Origin of the sequence: Nostoc sp. LPT, from assembly GCF_017115165.1 — a bacterium.
Classification (GTDB): domain Bacteria; phylum Cyanobacteriota; class Cyanobacteriia; order Cyanobacteriales; family Nostocaceae; genus Nostoc.
Map to the genome: position 1 here is coordinate 24,910 of NZ_JABXKF010000036.1, position 16,178 is coordinate 41,087.

Genomic DNA, 16,178 nt, shown 5'->3' on the forward strand with positions numbered 1-16,178 from the left:
GAAACCTTAACCATGTTTAAGCAACTTGATGAATACAACAGTCAGCTATTTGAACAATGTCCTGTTGGGCTAGTACTATGCCGAACAGATGGGACGCTAATTAACATCAACCCCGCCTATGCTGGCATTTTGGGGCGTACTGTTTCAGAAACCCTGAATCTCAGCTACTGGCAAATTACTCCAAAAAACTATGCCGCCGAGCAAGCCCTGCTAGAGAACCTAAAACAGACTGGTCGCTACGGGCCCGATGAGAAGGAGTTCATCCACAAAGACGGGCATCTAGTTCCGGTCAGGGTCTCTGGACTGATGATTGAGAAAGATGGAGAGCAACTGATCTGGTCAAGTGTGGAAGACATTAGCGACCTCAGGCGTGCCCAGCAGGAACGTCAACACTCCGAAAAAATTTTGAAAAAGAGCGAAGCACGATACCGCTCTCTGGTCAAAACTAACACGCAAATTATCTGGGTCAGCACACCAGAAGGAATTTGCTTTGAATTGACAGACTGGATCGCCTACACAGGTCAAAGTTTAGCTGAAGCGGAAAATGGGGGCTGGATTGATGCTGTACATCCCGATGATCGTGGCTATACCGGAGAAGCCTGGGGTGTTGCCGTAGCAAACCTGAGCATGTATCAAATTGAATACCGAATTCGTGGCAAGGATGGTAATTATCGCTACTTTTGGGTCTGGGGTGCCCCCGTCATCGAAGATGATGGTAGCGTTCGGGAATGGATTGGCACCTGCACCGATATTCACGATCGCAAGCTGGCAGAAGCCGAAAATCAGCGTCTTGAAGAACGATATCGCTCGTTAGTAACTGCTACTTCACAGATCGTCTGGGGAGCTACCCCGGAAGGACTGGGAATAAGTAGTGAAATGCTCACCTGGATAGCCTATACGGGGCAGAGCGAAGCTGAAGTTGAGGGTTGGGGCTGGATTGATCCAATTCATCCCGATGACCGCGCCAGATCGACAGAAGTTTGGAATGCTGCTGTGGCGAACCGAGGTATCTACCAAACCGAATATCGGCTGCGTGGCAAGGATGGTACATACCGCTACTTCTCTGTCTGTGGTGCCCCCGTCCTAGAAGAAGACGGCAGTATTCGGGAATGGATTGGCACCTGTACTGATATTCACGATCGCAAGCAGGCAGAAGCTGAAAATCAACGCTTATTAGATATGTTGAATCATTCCAGCGATGCCATCATCGTCCGCGACATGAGCGACAAAATCTCTCACTGGAATCAGGGTGCCGAAAGACTCTACGGTTGGACGCGTGAAGAAGTGAAAGGCCAATGCATTCAAGCTTTTATCAAAAAAACCTTTCCAAAACCAAAGGAAGAAATTGTAGCAGAGTTATTAGAGCAAGGAAATTGGGAAGGAGAAGTGGAACACCTCACCCATGATGGCAGACTGATTACCGTCCAGAGTCGATGGACTTTGCAACGAGACATCTCTGGTCAGCCCTGCGCGGTGCTGGAAATCAATACCGACATCACTGCTCGCAAACAAGCAGAAATCGCTCTGCGGCAACTGAATCAAGAACTGGAAGCCAGAGTTGCAGAGCGGACGGCTGCCCTGCAAAATACCCTAGCAGAAGCACAGGGATTAAATGCCATTTTAGATAACTTAGCAGATGGTTTGTTAGTGGCAGACACCGCAGGACAAATTACCCACTTCAATCCTGCCTTTTTAGCCATGTATGGATTGACAGCTACCGCCCTCAATGGTCACTATCGAGAATTGCCGATATCTGGTTTAGCAGACCTGGTTGCACGAACTCAGTCCCATCCCCAAGAGGTGTTCTCTGCCGAAGTTGCACTGACGAAGGAACGCATTGGTCAAGCAGTAGCAACCGCCATTTTCAAAAAGACAGCAGACCCAGAACCCGCTGCTTGCTTCGGTTCAGCACTGCTGATTCGAGATGTGACGGCAGAAAAGGAAATCGACCAGATGAAGACGGACTTCATCTCAACAGTTTCCCACGAGTTGCGGACGCCACTTACTTCTGTCCTCGGTTTTGCGTCGATCATTCAAGAAAAGCTGGAAACCGATGTGTTCCCAATGATTTCTACCGAAGACCGCAAGCTTCAGAAAACGATTAAGCGGGTGGCTGACAATCTCAATATTATTGTGTCGGAAGCAGAACGGCTTACGTCTTTGATTAACGATGTCCTGGACATCGCCAAGATGGAAGCAGGTAAGGTGGAATGGCAGATGCAGCCGATTGATGCCAGCGAATTACTGGATTGGGCAACCAATTCTACCGCCGGGTTATTTGAAACCAATGGCTTGCAGTTGGTCAGCGAGATTGAACCTGGACTGCCTCAGATAGTAGGCGATCGCAATCGTTTGCTGCAAGTTTTAATCAACCTGATTTCCAATGCCGTTAAATTTACCGAATCTGGTTGTGTCACCTGCCGCGTCAAACAAGAAAACGACGGTGTTTGCATCAGCGTCATTGATACAGGCATTGGGATTGCGCCTGAAGACCAGCCGAAAGTATTCGAGAAATTCCGCCAAGTTGGCGACACCCTCACCGACAAACCCAAAGGCACAGGGTTAGGACTGCCCATCTGTAAACAAATCGTCGATCATCACGGCGGTAAAATCTGGGTTGAGAGTGAACCAGGTAAAGGCAGCATATTCTCGTTTATTATTCCCACCTACGCCAGCGATCAAAAAAATACTGCTAATCTGAATTTGGATACGCTAGTCAAACAACTTAAAGAACACGTCATCACCAAAAATGCTGTGCCCAACCAAAACCGTAAAACTATTTTGGTTGTAGATGATGACGCTAACATTCGGGAACTGCTCCGTCAACAACTGGAAAACGAAAGCTACAATGTTTGCGAAGCAAAGGACGGCATGGATGCGATTCATCAAATCAAAATATCCCGCCCCGATCTGATCCTCTTGGACCTGATGATGCCCCAAATCAACGGTTTCGATGTGGCAGCCGTTCTCAAAAACGATCCTCAAACCGCAGATATTCCGATTATTATTCTGTCAATTATTGAAAACAAAGAACGGGGCTATCATATTGGCATTGATCGTTATCTCACCAAGCCCATTGACACAGAAAAACTCCTCAACGAAATTGGCTCACTGCTTTACCAAGGCACTTCTAGTAAAAAGGTATTGGTTGTAGATAAAAATGCATCAGCCTTAAAAACCCTATCAGATGTACTGCAAACTCAGGGATACAGCGTGATTGAAGCTTCCGATCCCCAAGAATGCATTTATAAAGCCCTGTCAGCCAAACCTGACATGATCATCATCGATTCTATCTTCTCTCAAGAAGCCGATTTGGTGAAAACCCTACGCTTTGAGAAGGAGTTGCAAAATGTATTTTTTATTATGCTGTCTGAACAATAATTGCTAGGGAGTGGGGATTGGGGACTAGGGACTGGGTACTGGCAACTAAGAACAAATTTTCCTAATCCCTAATTCCTAATCCCCTGTCCCTAATCCCTAATCCCCAATCCCCAATCCCCAATCCCTATGACCCAGAAAATTCTAATTGTTGACGATGAACCTAATATCTTAATTTTGATGGAACAAGCCTTAGAAGCATTAGAAGATGAGGGTGTTGAACTTCTAACTGCTAGAAATGGAGAAGAAGCTCTCGAAACCATCAAAACTGAAAAACCAAACCTAGTTTTTCTTGATGTGATGATGCCGAAAATGAATGGTCTGCAAGTCTGCCATATTGTAAAAAACGACTTGCAAATGACTGATATCTACATTGTAATATTGACAGCTAAGGGACAGGAATTTGATAAACAAAAAGGAATTGAGGTTGGTGCAGACTTATATCTAACTAAACCATTTCGCCCCAAAGAAGTACTTGAAAAATCAATGCAGGTGTTGGGCTTTTGAGGGAAGTTATGAAGGCTTTTCATCTGCGCTCGCAGCTTTTTAGTTGGCTCAAATTCAGAATTATAGGACAAGAGGAGGGGAGAGACAAGCTAAATCATTCCCCTATCCCTTGATTATCTCCCTTGACACTAGGTCTTCCCTGCAATTAATACAACTCTAAAATTTCTAATTTTGGTGAGAGTGGAAAGCCAAATTTTTCATGATAATGAGGAAACTTAAGTAAGAATAGGCATAAAGGTTTATTTCGATAAAAAGCTTTTAGCTTAAACATACGAACTTCAAAACCTTCCTTTTCTGCTTCTTGTGATTCAGAAAAGCTGCCAGGAAAAATTTCATCGAAATGAATTTCAAATTTCCTGGCGGTTTCCAAAAAAGGCTTACCAATCAATCTAGCAGCATTGTCATAGGCAGGGTTAGGTATTACCTTCCTATACTGGCTTTCGTCGAATCCAGCCCTGAAAATAAATTCAAAAAATCCGCTAAATATCTTGACGTTTTCACTTGTATTAAAATTTTGCCAACCTTCAGCTAAACTATCTTGGAGTTCTTGACAAGAATTAATTATAAATTGAATTTTTACATAATTAATTTCAACAGCATTTATTTCCATTTTTACCTTTTTTTTTAAAGGGTGATTTACTTACAAAAAATTTGCTTAAATTCAATATTTTGAAAGTCAATAAATCAAAACGCTTTTGCAATCTCAAACCAAAAGATTCAAGAGCGTTGAGCCAAACAAAAATATAGGATTTTTTAAATCCCTCTTTTCCAGCGCGTTATAGTAATGAAGTACCATAAACGGATTTCAGCTTTGCGTATAATACAATCCTCAAAGCTCGCTAAATTTTCTTTATAACCTGTAAATTTTATGATTTTTTGAGCCGGAATACTTATGTGCTTATACTGCCATAAGAGAATAATATAAGTCAACAAGATTCGTCATAAATTAAAAAATTACTCAATATTACTATTGACAAGTTTATATTTACTTAAAATTTATATCTATAAACGCAATTTTGCGCTAAAAATACAGACAACACAGATAGCTGCGTCAGAGAAGTCAATTAAAACGAACTCAAACTCACTTAATTGAGTCTGTTTGAACTGATATTCTTACACCAGTCCCAATAACCGCCTCAAAATGAATTCTGAGGCAATAGCTAAAGTCTTCTAAAGAAGACTGAACAAGGGTTTGATTCCACGTTTAGTGGACTTGAGCTATAAGAAAGAGAAATTTATTTCTGGGCGGGTGATGGTGCTAATTGACAATGCTGCAAGATATCTATCAGTTTTAACAGACTTAGGCTATGAGCCTGAAACTTAAGTCTCAGGCTCGAATGGCACTAAGTTATGCCCCTGCTTGTTCAATCAGAAGGTAATTCTGGGAAACCTTAATTTGTGAGAGCGAGAGGCTTTTGCCAGAAGGAACTAGAATTAGGAAACACCTAGCTGGGTTCTTCTGACTTTTGAAATTAGGAGTGCATGTGTGCCAAAATCCCCTAAATATTTGCTGATTGGATCGACCGAGAATTACAGCGGTAAATCTGCAACTGTTCTGGGTTTGTCTCATCAGCTGCAGCAAAAAGGTCTGGATATTAGCTACGGTAAACCACTCGGTACGTCTTTCAATTCGTCTAGTGGAACCGTAATTGAGGAAGATGTCCAGTTCATCGCTCTTAGCCTCAATTTGCCGGAAAACCGCGTTGCACCTACAATGCTGGCTTTGGATGAACCAAATGTGCAAAAGCGCTTGCGGGGGGAAGACAAAACCGATTATCAGCAGTCCCTAATACAGCAATATTTACATAAGTCTCAAGGAGATTTGGTGTTACTGGAGGGGCCTGGTAATTTGTGCGAAGGCAATTTGTTTGACTTGTCTTTACTGCAAATGGCTGAAGTATTAGATGCTGCTGTGCTGTTAGTAGCCCGCTATAAATCGTTGCTTTCGGTTGAGGCCCTATTAGCTGCAAAACAGCGTGTGGGCGATCGCTTGATTGGAGTTGTAATCAATGATATTCCTATCACTCAACTAGAAGCAGTTGATACTTTTTTGCGCCCATTTTTGGAACAGCAGGGGATTCAAGTGCTAGCAATGCTGCCGAATAGCGATTTGCTCCGCAGCGTCAGTGTTGGTGAACTAGTCAAGCAGTTAAAGGCTGATGTTCTCTGCCGCAACGATCGCATGGATTTGTTAGTAGAAAGTCTGGCAATTGGAGCGATGAATGTCAACTCCGCTGTGAAATATTTCCGCAAACGTCGGAATATGGCAGTGGTGACAGGAGGTGATCGCGTGGAAATTCAGCAAGCGGCTTTGGAAACTTCTACCCAATGTTTAATTCTCACAGGACAACTACCACCCCCGCCGTTCATTCTCAGTCGCGCTGAAGAACTAGAAATCCCCATTTTATCTGTTGACTTAGACACCCTCACCACTGTAGAAATTGTTGACCGCACTTTTGGGCAAGTCCGCCTCCATGAGCCGATTAAGGTTCAGTTCATTCGCCAGCTGATGTCTGAGCATTTTGACATTGACCGTTTGTTATCCAAACTAGATTTAACTCCCGCAGCGGCATTATCTTAGATTCATCAACTCAAACTATTAAGAGCATCAATGCTCAGTTATCAGTTAGGAGGCTGTATTGCTGGTGAGGGTACAGCTGGTTCGCCGTCACCTCCCAGGCGACGGCGAGCTGTCTCCTTGTGCCCCATAGCTGGGACATGTTTAGTTGCAGCAGCTAATCCAAAGACAGGCATATTCCCGTAAACTGCCTCATATCTTCCTGGTTCTATTAAATAAGTTTCGTGCCAAATGCCGACACTGCCATCAGCACCAATGGCTTGATTAAACCTTTGCCAAGCTTTTAAATGTGCATCGGCTGGATTTCTAGCAAAACGCTCCAAATCCTCGAACGAGCGCCAATACTGAATCAATCCCACTCCTCGCCAGTAAACAAAAGTTTCTCCCCCTAAAAACCCTTTTTCAGGATTCTGGTAAAGGCTTCGTAGCATGGGCGACATTGCTGTTGCAGTCGGAATCCATTTGGAAAAAGCGAATAATTTATTAATTCGCATCCCAATCAGAAACACAACAAAGGGTTCATCAATCTCGGCTGTAAATCGTCCCGGTATTACTTGAGGCATCTATCACTCCTTGTTGTTTAAGTCTATATGCAACTAATTGCATATAATTATTTTATGCAATTAGTTGCATAAGTCAAGTAGTGAATTAAAAATTATGGCATTAGCGCACGCAATATTAGCGGCTCTGGTTGAGGCATCCTGTAGTGGGTATGATTTAGCAAAGCGATTCGATGGCTCTGTAGGCTTTTTCTGGTCAGCAAGTCACCAGCAGATTTATCGGGAGTTATCAAAGCTAGAAGATCAAGGATGGATTAGTTCGGAGTCGATTCTTCAAGCAGGACGGCCAGATAAAAGGCTCTACAGCGTTACAGACTTGGGAGAACAGCACCTCAAAGAGTGGATTGCTCAACCTTGTGAACCTACACCGATTAAAGATGATTTACTTGTAAAAATTTTTGCTGGTCATATTGTTCCTAAGCAAATTATCTTGGCAGAGCTAGAACATCATCAAAAAGCCCATCAAAAAAAATTGTCTACGTACCATAACTTAGAACAGCGTTACTTTCAAAATCCCCAAGAACTCTCAGAACCAGGCAAATTTCAGTATTTAACTCTCCTAAATGGCATTAGTTATGAAACACATTGGCTAGCCTGGTGTTACCAAGTAATGGAGTTACTGAACCAAAGAATCGAAAATTAGTCGCAATGTCTAACTTAAGTTTTCCTCGCATCTACACGCTGTTTGGTAAAATATCTGGGTCGTTTAGTCTGATTATCTCCATCTTTGAGCCAATCAACAGACCTTATTAACCTCGATACATTAGCCCAAGAACTGGCGACAATCCAGCAAACGGGTTCTAAAAGAATTGCCTTGTTGGGTTCTCGTCACGTCCCGATTACGCATCAGAATCTTATTGAAATGATGACTTATGCCCTAGTTTTATCGGGTAATCGAATCATCACTTCTGGTGCTACAGGTACAAATTCAGCTGCTATCAAGGGAGCAACCCGAGCTGATGCAAATTTGTTGACGGTGATTCTACCCCAAAGCCTGGAACGCCAGCCTTTAGAATCGCGCCAGCAACTAGAACAAGTAATGCATCTAGTCGAAAATCCCAGTAATGATAATCTGTCTCTGGCGGAAGCTAGTTATTTGTGCAACAAGGAGATTGTCTCCCGTTGTCAGCAACTAATCTGCTTTGCTTTTCACGACAGTGGCACCCTGCTGCAAACCTGTCAAGATGCAGAAGAACAAAGAAAAGTGGTGACGCTTTTTTACTTTGATTAGTCATTTGTCATTTGTCCTTTGTCATTTGTATTTGACTAATGACTGATGACTGATGACTGATGACTAAATAACCAATGACTAATAAGTAATGATAATTTTTTTGTACTCGATCGCTGCTGCTGCGGTTCTAATTTATGTGCCATTTTTGATAGTAGCTTATGCCCGTGCGCGTATTGGATATGAAATGTTTTCTACTCCTCGCGCTCTGTTTGATAAATTGCCGCCTTATGCCCAACGGGCTACTTGGGCACATCAGAACACCTTTGAAGCGTTTATGGTGTTTGCCGCAGCCGCATTGATGGCTTATGTAACTGGTGTAAATTCAACTAAGGCACAAGTAGCTGCGATCGCCTTTGTGGTGGCCCGTTTCCTATACTCGATTTTTTATATTTTGAATATACCCCTTTTGCGATCGCTGATGTTTGCCATTGGCATCCTTGGCTGTGCCACTCTCTTTTTCTTGAGCATCATCCAAGCTACTAGTTAATTGGGGACTGGGGAGTGGGTAGTGGGGAGATGAGGGAGACAAGGAAAATAACAATGCTCAATGCCCAATGCCCCATGCCCAATCTAAAATCCAAAATCTAAAATCCAAAATGTTTTATGGCTTCTACTTTTTCCTTTGACATTGTGAGCGACTTTGACCGACAAGAGTTGGTTAACGCTGTCGATCAAGTTATACGAGACATCAAAGGTCGTTATGACCTCAAAGACACTGAAACTACTGTCGAGTTAGTTGAAGAAAGTATTAACATTAGTACTGACAGCGAGTTTACTTTAGATTCTGTACACACCATTCTGCGAGAAAAAGCCGCCAAGCGTAACCTCTCCCAAAAAATCTTTGATTTTGGCAAGGTTGAATCAGCCAGTGGTAATCGCGTGCGTCAAGAAATCAAACTCAAAAAAGGCATCAGTCAGGAAATCGCCAAACAAATTTCCAAATTGATTCGGGACGAATTTAAAAAGGTACAAGCTTCAATTCAAGGGGATGCTGTGCGGGTTTCTGCCAAATCTAAAGATGACTTGCAAGTTGTCATGCAGCGGCTAAAACAAGAAGACTACCCAGTTGCTTTGCAATTTACAAATTATCGTTAAAAGATTCGTAATTCGTAGTTAAAAATTCAATTACGAATTACGAATTACGAATTATTTTAAGTCCGTCTGCCAATACTTCTTTGAAATGCCGGACGCTCAGATAACTGCTTCATATAGTTCAACACCGCTGGATAGGGGCTGAGGTCTAGCTTCAGTATCATGGGAATATAATTCAAAATAGACCCCACTGCCACATCAGCAATAGTGAACTCATTACCATGTAAAAAAGATTGCCTACTGAAAATTTCATTTAACGGAGTCAATAAGCGGGGCATTTCCCGTTCTCGATTTTCCTCTCCAAAAATCCCTGGGCCAAGGGTAGCATTAGCAAACAACACCCATTGAGAAAATACAGCACGTTCTTGGAGTGAAAGTGGAATTTTACTGTACTTATCGGCAAGATACAGCAAAATTGCTCCAGATTCCCAAAGCTGAAAATTCCCATCAACAATTCCTGGGACTTTACCAAATGGGTTAATTGCCAAATATTCAGGCTTGAGATGTTCACCCGCCTGCATATCAAGCTTGACGAATTCGTAGGGAATTTCTAATTCCTCCAAATACCAGTGGACAATTGACGCTCGGCTACGAGCGCCGCCGTAAAGTTTTAGCATAATTACCTAAAGAACTTTGTGAGTGTGAGAATGCTGTTTAACGTTGTCTTCTTTGGTTACAACTCTAGCGGCGTTTAACACTCGCTTGCGCTCAATGGAATATTTAAATTCAGTGTAGTTTGTACCCAAGGGAATTAAAGATTTTGCAGATTCACGACGCTTGTAGGTACGAGCTGCTGCAAATGCCCGTGGCACAAATTCCTCTCCAAACTGAGCTGACTCTGGGAAGCCATCTGGCAGCAGTTGTGAATCACCATCCAACACAGATCCTAAAGTTGTGGCATGAGCCAACTTATAAGAGGTAGGAATGCCCTTTAAAAGCGCTTCCAAAGCCGCAGAGGGAATCGGCTCGATAACTTCGATTTGATAAACTTCTCCATCTTCTTTGACGAAGCAGGTTGCCAAGCCAATAACAATGTAATCATCGGTTGCTAAATCAGGGGCATTGGGATAGGAAATTGCAGTTGTCATCGGGAAATTTCTCAAAACTTAAAAATTGAATCTAGGGAATGGGGAATGAGCATTGGGCACTTGTACTGAGCGACTTGCCCTGGGCGTAGTCGTACCCCTTCGGGGAAGCAAGCTACGTGTAGCGTCCCGTAGGGAAGGGAGCCGAAGTATTGGGCATTGGGCATCAATTATTCTCCCCTTGATTCCCCTGCTTCCTCATCCCCTCTCTAATAACGGCTTGTTGGCATTCTACCAATTTGTCGCTCTCACTACTTGACTAGTCTTTGAGATTGACATCTGCTATTTCTGGAATTCACCTTCGGGATCGAGTATCCATGATTAGGTTTGAGGAGCAATTGTTTATTTAAGGCATAGATTTCTACTGGTGTGAGTAGTTTAAATTCAGTCTTGAGATGGCTTTCCAGTAACCAGAAATACTTTAAAAGTAGACCCAATGGTAAAACCACCAGAGGGAAAAAACTAGAATTTTATTTCACAAAGCATGGATTTAATGTAGGAAAAGATGAATATTCACTCATTTTTAGCTGACGATGACCAGCAAAGTAAACAATACAAGTATGTTCTAGATACTACAAATAAAGTTCTAGATCGAAGGAAAAGGGATCGCAGCAAATCTAATTTTGGGGATAACGACTTACGCTCTTTTGCTTTAAAGTTGGCTCAACAAGGAGATTATACTGAAGCGATCGCACTTTTAAGCCAACTAATCTGCCGCAATCCTCACAATGCTGTTAATTACAACAACCGGGGGCTAATTTATTTTCAAAGTGGCGAAAGGCAAAAAGCGCTTTATGACTATAACACCGCCCTCAAACTTAATCCCTATTTGGCTAGTGCTTATAACAATCGAGCAAATTACTACGCAGCTTGTGGAGAATTAGCAGCAGCACTTGCCGACTACGATCAAGCGATTGATTTGAATCCTCGCCACGTCAGAGCGTGGATTAACAGAGGCATTACCTGGCGTGATTTGGGGCAATATGAGGAGGCAATTGAGAATTTTGAGGTAGCACTGCTTTTCGGTCAACTAGAAGGTCAGATCTGGGCTGAACGCGGCAGAACTTACCATCTTTGGGGTGACTGGAATTGTGCGATCGCTGATTATCGTCGCGCCCTTACTAAACTACCCTCTGTTGACAACAATAAGGATATTACTAGTTGTCGCTTGCGTTTACAACTCGTAAACTGGCTAAACGAGCTGCTATCTGAATCAGCGTCCTAGTTGGTAGATTAGTCCTTTTTGCAAATTCAAGATTCAAAAAGTAAATTCTTCATTTTGAATTTTTAATTGGAGCGTTCGCGCAGCGTCTCGTAGAGAAGCGACGCTGTATCGCTAATGACTAATAGATGAGAACTACATAGCTATTTAACAATTAGCTATTAACCATTACTTATTAGCAATAATATAAATTAACATCCGGTTTCTAGGTAGCCTAAATCAGAATAAACCTAAATAATCCCAAATTCGCCATTTATTTTAGGGTGATGAGTCTGTTTGTTCATCTTGTCGGCGATCTTGATTCATCAACACAATCTGACGCTGGCTGGGATCGAATCGGTATCCTTGTCGTTGCCTAATAATTTTAGCTTCTTGCGGATCGAAGTTACGGCTAAATTCTGCCCGCAAACCATTGACATGTCCTTCCATCAGCTTGACTTCAGTACTCATTTCTCGTAACTTTTCCTGCTGTAACCAATGATAAGGCAAGAGTTGTGTTAAGGCAGATGCTGCAACGGCTGTAATCACAAGATTAACTGCTATTTTGGCTGTGCTTTCCAGTGCCATCACCTGGTAAGAACGTTGACGAAGATGCCGCTTTGGTCGAGGAGTGACTCGGCGTTTTTGTATAGGTTGTGACGGTGGTCTCGACGGTTGAATCGCGTTCATGATGCTAAAAGATAACCTCGCTTAGTGAAGGGAAGCACTATCAAAAGTGCTGAGTTATGAGTTTTGTTAGTGGTAGCGGGGGGTTAGCCCGTGCTGAGTTGGAAATTTCACTCAGCACTCAGCACTCGATACTCGGAACTGAATTAGCACTCAGCACTCCTGAATGCTTGATTTAGCTGTCATATTACTTCATTTTTTTGAAATAGCTACAAGTGTTGCACCAGTTAAAAAATAACCTGGCTTACGTAAGTGCAAGGTTTCTAGGTACTTATGGCATGAAACCACAAGCTTCTAAAAATTGCACCCCGTATTGCCAGGATTATTTGCTTTTTAACTGTGTCACATCGGAGCGTTATTTGTAAAGTTCTGTGGCTAATCGCCAAGCTAGAACTCCTGGGATCAAGGCTACAACTAGAGCGATGTAGACTTGAGTATCTGAGATGGAAGACACCTGAGCAATGTACAGAGTATCTAAGATAGGCATGGCTAAAAACCTCCTAACCTGAATAGATTTTGAACAGTTCGTTTACTACTTTTCCTTGTTTTGCCAAGATTGTGGAATATCTTGTTACAAGATGCAACAAAAGCAGTTATTAGTCAGTAGTCCTTATCAAGAAAGGCAGAGGGCAGGAGGCAGGAGGCAGAAGGGAAAACTGAAAACCTGCCCTCTGCTACGACGCCTTGGGAGTAAGGGTTTAAGACCCCGTAACAAAATTGAAAATTTGGTGGCTTGTTTTCAGGAGGGGTTTGAATCCTATAAGTGAAAAGAACCTTCTGCCCTCTGCCCTCTGCCTTCTGCCTTCTTCAATTATTCTCCATTAAAAAAATTTATAAAAATTATGAATTTATATCTGGGTATCGACTTCGGCACATCTGGCGGACGCGGTGTGGTGATTGACGAGGAAGCCTCTTGTATTCAGGCAGAGGTGCGATATCCCTTCCACGGCTCATCAGATGCCGTAACGCCAAAAATTTGGCAGGAGGTTTTGTTTGCGTTGGTAGAACAAATACCCGACCAATTGCGGCGAGAAATTAAAGCGATCGCAATTAATGGTACTTCTTCCACCGTCTTGCTGGTCGATGCTGCTGGCAATCCAACAGATGCACCATTGCTATATAACGATGCGCGGGGATCGTTAGTGCTAGAGCATTTGAGGAGTATCGCACCCCCCAATCATACCGTGTTAAGTGCCACCTCCAGCTTGGCCAAACTTTTGTGGATGAGGCAATTACCATCTTTTAGCAAAGCTAGATATTTCCTGCATCAAGCAGATTGGCTGGCGTTTCTCCTACATGGACAGTTGGGTATTAGCGATTACCATAATGCTTTAAAGCTGGGTTATGACGTAGAAGAGTTGAAATACCCAGAATGGCTAGAAAATTTGCAAATACCGATTCAGCTACCCAAAGTTTTAACTCCTGGGACTCCCATTGCCGAATTGCGTCCTGAAATTGCGGACAAGTTCGGTTTTTGCCGTGATTGTCTGGTGTGTGCTGGTACAACTGATAGTATTGCCGCTTTTATTGCCAGTGGGGCAAAATTACCTGGTGAAGCCGTGACTTCCCTTGGTTCAACGTTGGTACTAAAGTTGTTAAGTCGTACCCGTGTAGAAGATGCCAGATATGGGATTTACAGCCATCGCCTGGGGGATTTGTGGCTGACTGGTGGTGCTTCTAATACTGGAGGTGCAGTACTAAAGCAATTTTTCACAAACGCTGAGTTAGAAAGCCTTAGCCAGGAGATTGATGCATCAAAAGCCAGTGAGTTAGATTATTACCCGTTGTTGAAGGTAGGCGATCGCTTTCCGATTAACGATCCCAATCTACCGCCACGTTTGGAACCACGCCCAGATAATCCAGTGGAATTTTTGCATGGGTTATTAGAAAGCATTGCCCGCATAGAAGCGCGAGGGTATGAATTATTACAGCAGATGGGCGCAGACAAATTGAGCAGGGTTTATACTGCTGGCGGTGGTGCGGCTAATGATACTTGGACTGCAATTAGGGCGCGTTATTTGCAGGTTCCTGTTGTAGCATCAGTGTATACAGAAGCTGCTTACGGGACAGCGCTGTTAGCGATGGGTGAACAAAAGTAATTTTGTAACTATCTTTTCGTAGGTATTTCGTAAATCAGTATCTATCCCAGTGACAATCGACATATCTCGGCCGATACTGGGATGATAAGATACCGGACTATAGATTCCAGGTTGATCATCTGGGCAGCTATTCGGGGATGGGTGCTTCGCCACAGCGCGAATGTCATCTGTCCCCTTTATTAATTATCGGTGTGAGTTTTCACTAGTGTAGAAAAACTTATTGTAAAAAAGTGGGAAAAGTGGGATAAGTAGGATAAGTAGGATATTGTCAGAAAGCAGTTAACAAGCGTCAAACAGCTGTAGAATCGAATTTGTGGCACATTTATCTAAAGTTTTACCCAGTTCTAGAAAAGCCGGATGCCATTGAGTCAATCCATCAACAGTCAATTGGTCATAAGTGCCATAGTTACTGAAATCGTAGAAAAAACTGCGTCGCATTTGAGCAGCTTTCGGATTGCCAAATAATATCCCAGTGACAATCGACATATATCGGCCGATACTGGGATGATTAGATACCGGACTATAGATTCCAGGTTGATCATCTGGGCAGCTATTCGGGGATGGGTGCTTCGCCACAGCGCGAATGTCATCTATCCCCTTTATTATTATCGGTGTGAGAAAAAGATAGCCTTAGTCGCTCGCGGTAACGGGTGGATGGTACTGAGTAGCGCTCCGCTTGGGGCTTTAGCTAAAGATGTGTATGTGTGTGTATGTAAAAAAAGTGGAAGTAAGAAAGAAAAAAGAAAAAGCAGTTAACAAATAAAACGTTTTTGTGTAAATTAAAAGTGGGGAAAGACGCTTGTGATGTTATTTTATTTAACAATACCTTCGCCAAAATTATCGGGTATAAGCTATTATTTTATTTAACAATACCTTCGCCATGACGGGGTATAGCTTAAATATCCCGAAACCCGCATGCAGGCGTTACTATGGCCATACAATACAGAAAACAAACTACTGGATTGTGTATATGCAACAGCAAAAATCTAATGAAGGATCTGATGAGGAGCTACAGCTATCAGGATCTGATGAGGAGCTAAAAGAAAAAACGGAAGAAGAAAAAGTCTCAAAGCAGCAAAGCAAGGGACTAAAGGGTACAACCGTGGAAAGTATAGGGAACGTTAACGTTAGTGGACTAGACGTTTATGTAGGAGCTGAGGCCGGGGGAACGTTAGTGGACTAGACTTTTATGTAGGAGGTCAGGCCGGTCAAGGCGGTGAATGACGTATCATACCTCATTCATGCAACTTACGTCAAACGATCTATTAGCTAGAACAAACTTCTTTAAAACTTCTGCCACTTGCGGGCATTCCGATACCTGGCACTGCGCGAAAAGTGTCAGTTGACCAGGTGAGCATTTGTGCTTACCCTTATTCCGGCTAATTTTATGGCCAGCCAGCAACTTACTTCCCCAGCAAGAAAGTTTGGCTGGTTTTGCTTTTGGTTTATACCTTTGACAAAACCCCCGATATTTTTTGGCACATAGAGCATAGGAGAAGGGTGCGTTACGCTGGCGTGACAAAGCTAAATTGTTGCAATCATGGCGATGCCTGCGGTTCTTGCTAGCCAACGCATTTGTTATTTTGGCGAACTCATTTGTTATTTTGGCGAACTCATTTGTTATTTTGGCGAACTCATTTGTTATTTCGGCGAACTCATTTGGTATTTCGGCGAACTCATTTGGTATTTCGGCGAACTCATTTGTTATTTCGGCGAACTCATTTGTTATTTCGGCGAACTCATTTGTTATTTCGGCGAAC

At 42.9% G+C, this 16,178-nt stretch carries 18 protein-coding genes and 1 pseudogene; 10 read left to right on the plus strand and 9 right to left on the minus strand.

The genetic code is table 11. The features are described from left to right. Nucleotides 1-12: 12 nt before the first annotated feature. Together HWQ58_RS08645 and HWQ58_RS08650 are read left to right on the plus strand one after the other, a co-directional pair. A complete protein-coding gene (locus HWQ58_RS08645) occupies nt 13-3,381 on the plus strand; it encodes a PAS domain S-box protein (protein WP_292860432.1) in 3,369 nt (1,122 codons plus the stop codon). Nucleotides 3,382-3,507: 126 nt separating this feature from the next. Then, nucleotides 3,508-3,885: a response regulator gene (locus tag HWQ58_RS08650; protein WP_292860435.1), complete on the plus strand. Its 378-nt coding sequence runs from the start codon at nt 3,508-3,510 to the stop codon at nt 3,883-3,885. A gap of 145 nt (nt 3,886-4,030) precedes the next feature. On the opposite strand, the gene HWQ58_RS08655 is transcribed toward HWQ58_RS08650, so the two are convergent. Beyond that, nucleotides 4,031-4,495, minus strand: coding sequence for a hypothetical protein (locus HWQ58_RS08655; protein ID WP_292860438.1), 465 nt, complete (start codon nt 4,493-4,495; stop codon nt 4,031-4,033). Nucleotides 4,496-5,371: 876 nt separating this feature from the next. Here HWQ58_RS08655 and HWQ58_RS08660 point away from each other — a divergent pair. Next, on the plus strand, nt 5,372-6,466 hold the full coding sequence (locus HWQ58_RS08660; RefSeq protein ID WP_292860441.1) for a phosphotransacetylase family protein: 1,095 nt from the start codon (nt 5,372-5,374) through the stop codon (nt 6,464-6,466). 41 nt (nt 6,467-6,507) lie between these two features. On the opposite strand, the gene HWQ58_RS08665 is transcribed toward HWQ58_RS08660, so the two are convergent. Continuing rightward, nucleotides 6,508-7,026, minus strand: coding sequence for a DUF4188 domain-containing protein (locus HWQ58_RS08665; RefSeq protein WP_292860444.1), 519 nt, complete (start codon nt 7,024-7,026; stop codon nt 6,508-6,510). 94 nt (nt 7,027-7,120) lie between these two features. Between HWQ58_RS08665 and HWQ58_RS08670 the strand changes: the two genes are divergently transcribed. From HWQ58_RS08670 to HWQ58_RS08685, 4 genes are all read left to right on the plus strand, one after another. After that, nucleotides 7,121-7,666 carry a PadR family transcriptional regulator gene (locus HWQ58_RS08670; protein ID WP_292860447.1) on the plus strand — a complete coding sequence of 182 codons (546 nt, stop codon included), beginning with the start codon at nt 7,121-7,123 and terminating at the stop codon, nt 7,664-7,666. Nucleotides 7,667-7,750: 84 nt separating this feature from the next. Beyond that, nucleotides 7,751-8,254 carry a DNA recombination-mediator protein A gene (locus tag HWQ58_RS08675; RefSeq protein WP_292860451.1) on the plus strand — a complete coding sequence of 168 codons (504 nt, stop codon included), beginning with the start codon at nt 7,751-7,753 and terminating at the stop codon, nt 8,252-8,254. Nucleotides 8,255-8,342: 88 nt separating this feature from the next. Next, entirely contained in the window at nt 8,343-8,741 is a 399-nt protein-coding gene (locus tag HWQ58_RS08680; protein ID WP_292860454.1) for an MAPEG family protein, read from the plus strand. Nucleotides 8,742-8,857: 116 nt separating this feature from the next. Next, nucleotides 8,858-9,349 carry a YajQ family cyclic di-GMP-binding protein gene (locus tag HWQ58_RS08685; RefSeq protein WP_292860457.1) on the plus strand — a complete coding sequence of 164 codons (492 nt, stop codon included), beginning with the start codon at nt 8,858-8,860 and terminating at the stop codon, nt 9,347-9,349. Nucleotides 9,350-9,405: 56 nt separating this feature from the next. Here HWQ58_RS08685 and HWQ58_RS08690 read toward each other — a convergent pair whose 3' ends face one another. Beyond that, nucleotides 9,406-9,963 (minus strand): glutathione S-transferase family protein, encoded by a 558-nt coding sequence (locus tag HWQ58_RS08690; RefSeq protein ID WP_292860460.1) that lies wholly within the window; start codon nt 9,961-9,963, stop codon nt 9,406-9,408. Nucleotides 9,964-9,969: 6 nt separating this feature from the next. Then, nucleotides 9,970-10,434: a hypothetical protein gene (locus HWQ58_RS08695; protein ID WP_292738383.1), complete on the minus strand. Its 465-nt coding sequence runs from the start codon at nt 10,432-10,434 to the stop codon at nt 9,970-9,972. A 502-nt stretch (nt 10,435-10,936) separates the two neighbouring features. On the opposite strand from HWQ58_RS08695, the gene HWQ58_RS08700 reads away from it, so the two are divergent. Further along, nucleotides 10,937-11,656: a tetratricopeptide repeat protein gene (locus HWQ58_RS08700; protein WP_292860463.1), complete on the plus strand. Its 720-nt coding sequence runs from the start codon at nt 10,937-10,939 to the stop codon at nt 11,654-11,656. Between the two features lie 255 nt (nt 11,657-11,911). Here HWQ58_RS08700 and HWQ58_RS08705 read toward each other — a convergent pair whose 3' ends face one another. Both HWQ58_RS08705 and psaM read right to left on the minus strand, forming a co-directional pair. Next, on the minus strand, nt 11,912-12,322 hold the full coding sequence (locus HWQ58_RS08705) for a hypothetical protein (RefSeq protein WP_292860466.1): 411 nt from the start codon (nt 12,320-12,322) through the stop codon (nt 11,912-11,914). A 352-nt stretch (nt 12,323-12,674) separates the two neighbouring features. Next, nucleotides 12,675-12,806 carry a photosystem I reaction center subunit XII gene (psaM, locus tag HWQ58_RS08710; RefSeq protein ID WP_190912801.1) on the minus strand — a complete coding sequence of 44 codons (132 nt, stop codon included), beginning with the start codon at nt 12,804-12,806 and terminating at the stop codon, nt 12,675-12,677. 355 nt (nt 12,807-13,161) lie between these two features. Here psaM and HWQ58_RS08715 point away from each other — a divergent pair, with 355 nt between their 5' ends. Then, nucleotides 13,162-14,418, plus strand: a complete 1,257-nt coding sequence (locus HWQ58_RS08715; RefSeq protein ID WP_292860469.1) for an FGGY-family carbohydrate kinase — start codon at nt 13,162-13,164, stop codon at nt 14,416-14,418. Here HWQ58_RS08715 and HWQ58_RS08720 read toward each other — a convergent pair. Beyond that, complete coding sequence (locus HWQ58_RS08720; protein ID WP_292860472.1) at nt 14,395-14,571, minus strand: hypothetical protein; 177 nt, start codon at nt 14,569-14,571, stop codon at nt 14,395-14,397. The two genes, HWQ58_RS08715 and HWQ58_RS08720, sit on opposite strands and share 24 nt — an antisense overlap. Nucleotides 14,572-14,697: 126 nt before the next feature. Further along, nucleotides 14,698-14,994: a hypothetical protein gene (locus HWQ58_RS08725; protein ID WP_292860475.1), complete on the minus strand. Its 297-nt coding sequence runs from the start codon at nt 14,992-14,994 to the stop codon at nt 14,698-14,700. Nucleotides 14,995-15,388: 394 nt separating this feature from the next. Here HWQ58_RS08725 and HWQ58_RS08730 point away from each other — a divergent pair, with 394 nt between their 5' ends. Continuing rightward, entirely contained in the window at nt 15,389-15,601 is a 213-nt protein-coding gene (locus tag HWQ58_RS08730; RefSeq protein ID WP_292860478.1) for a hypothetical protein, read from the plus strand. Between the two features lie 45 nt (nt 15,602-15,646). On the opposite strand, the pseudogene HWQ58_RS08735 reads toward HWQ58_RS08730, so the two are convergent. Next, nucleotides 15,647-16,178: pseudogene (locus HWQ58_RS08735) on the minus strand (hypothetical protein); the annotation flags it as partial.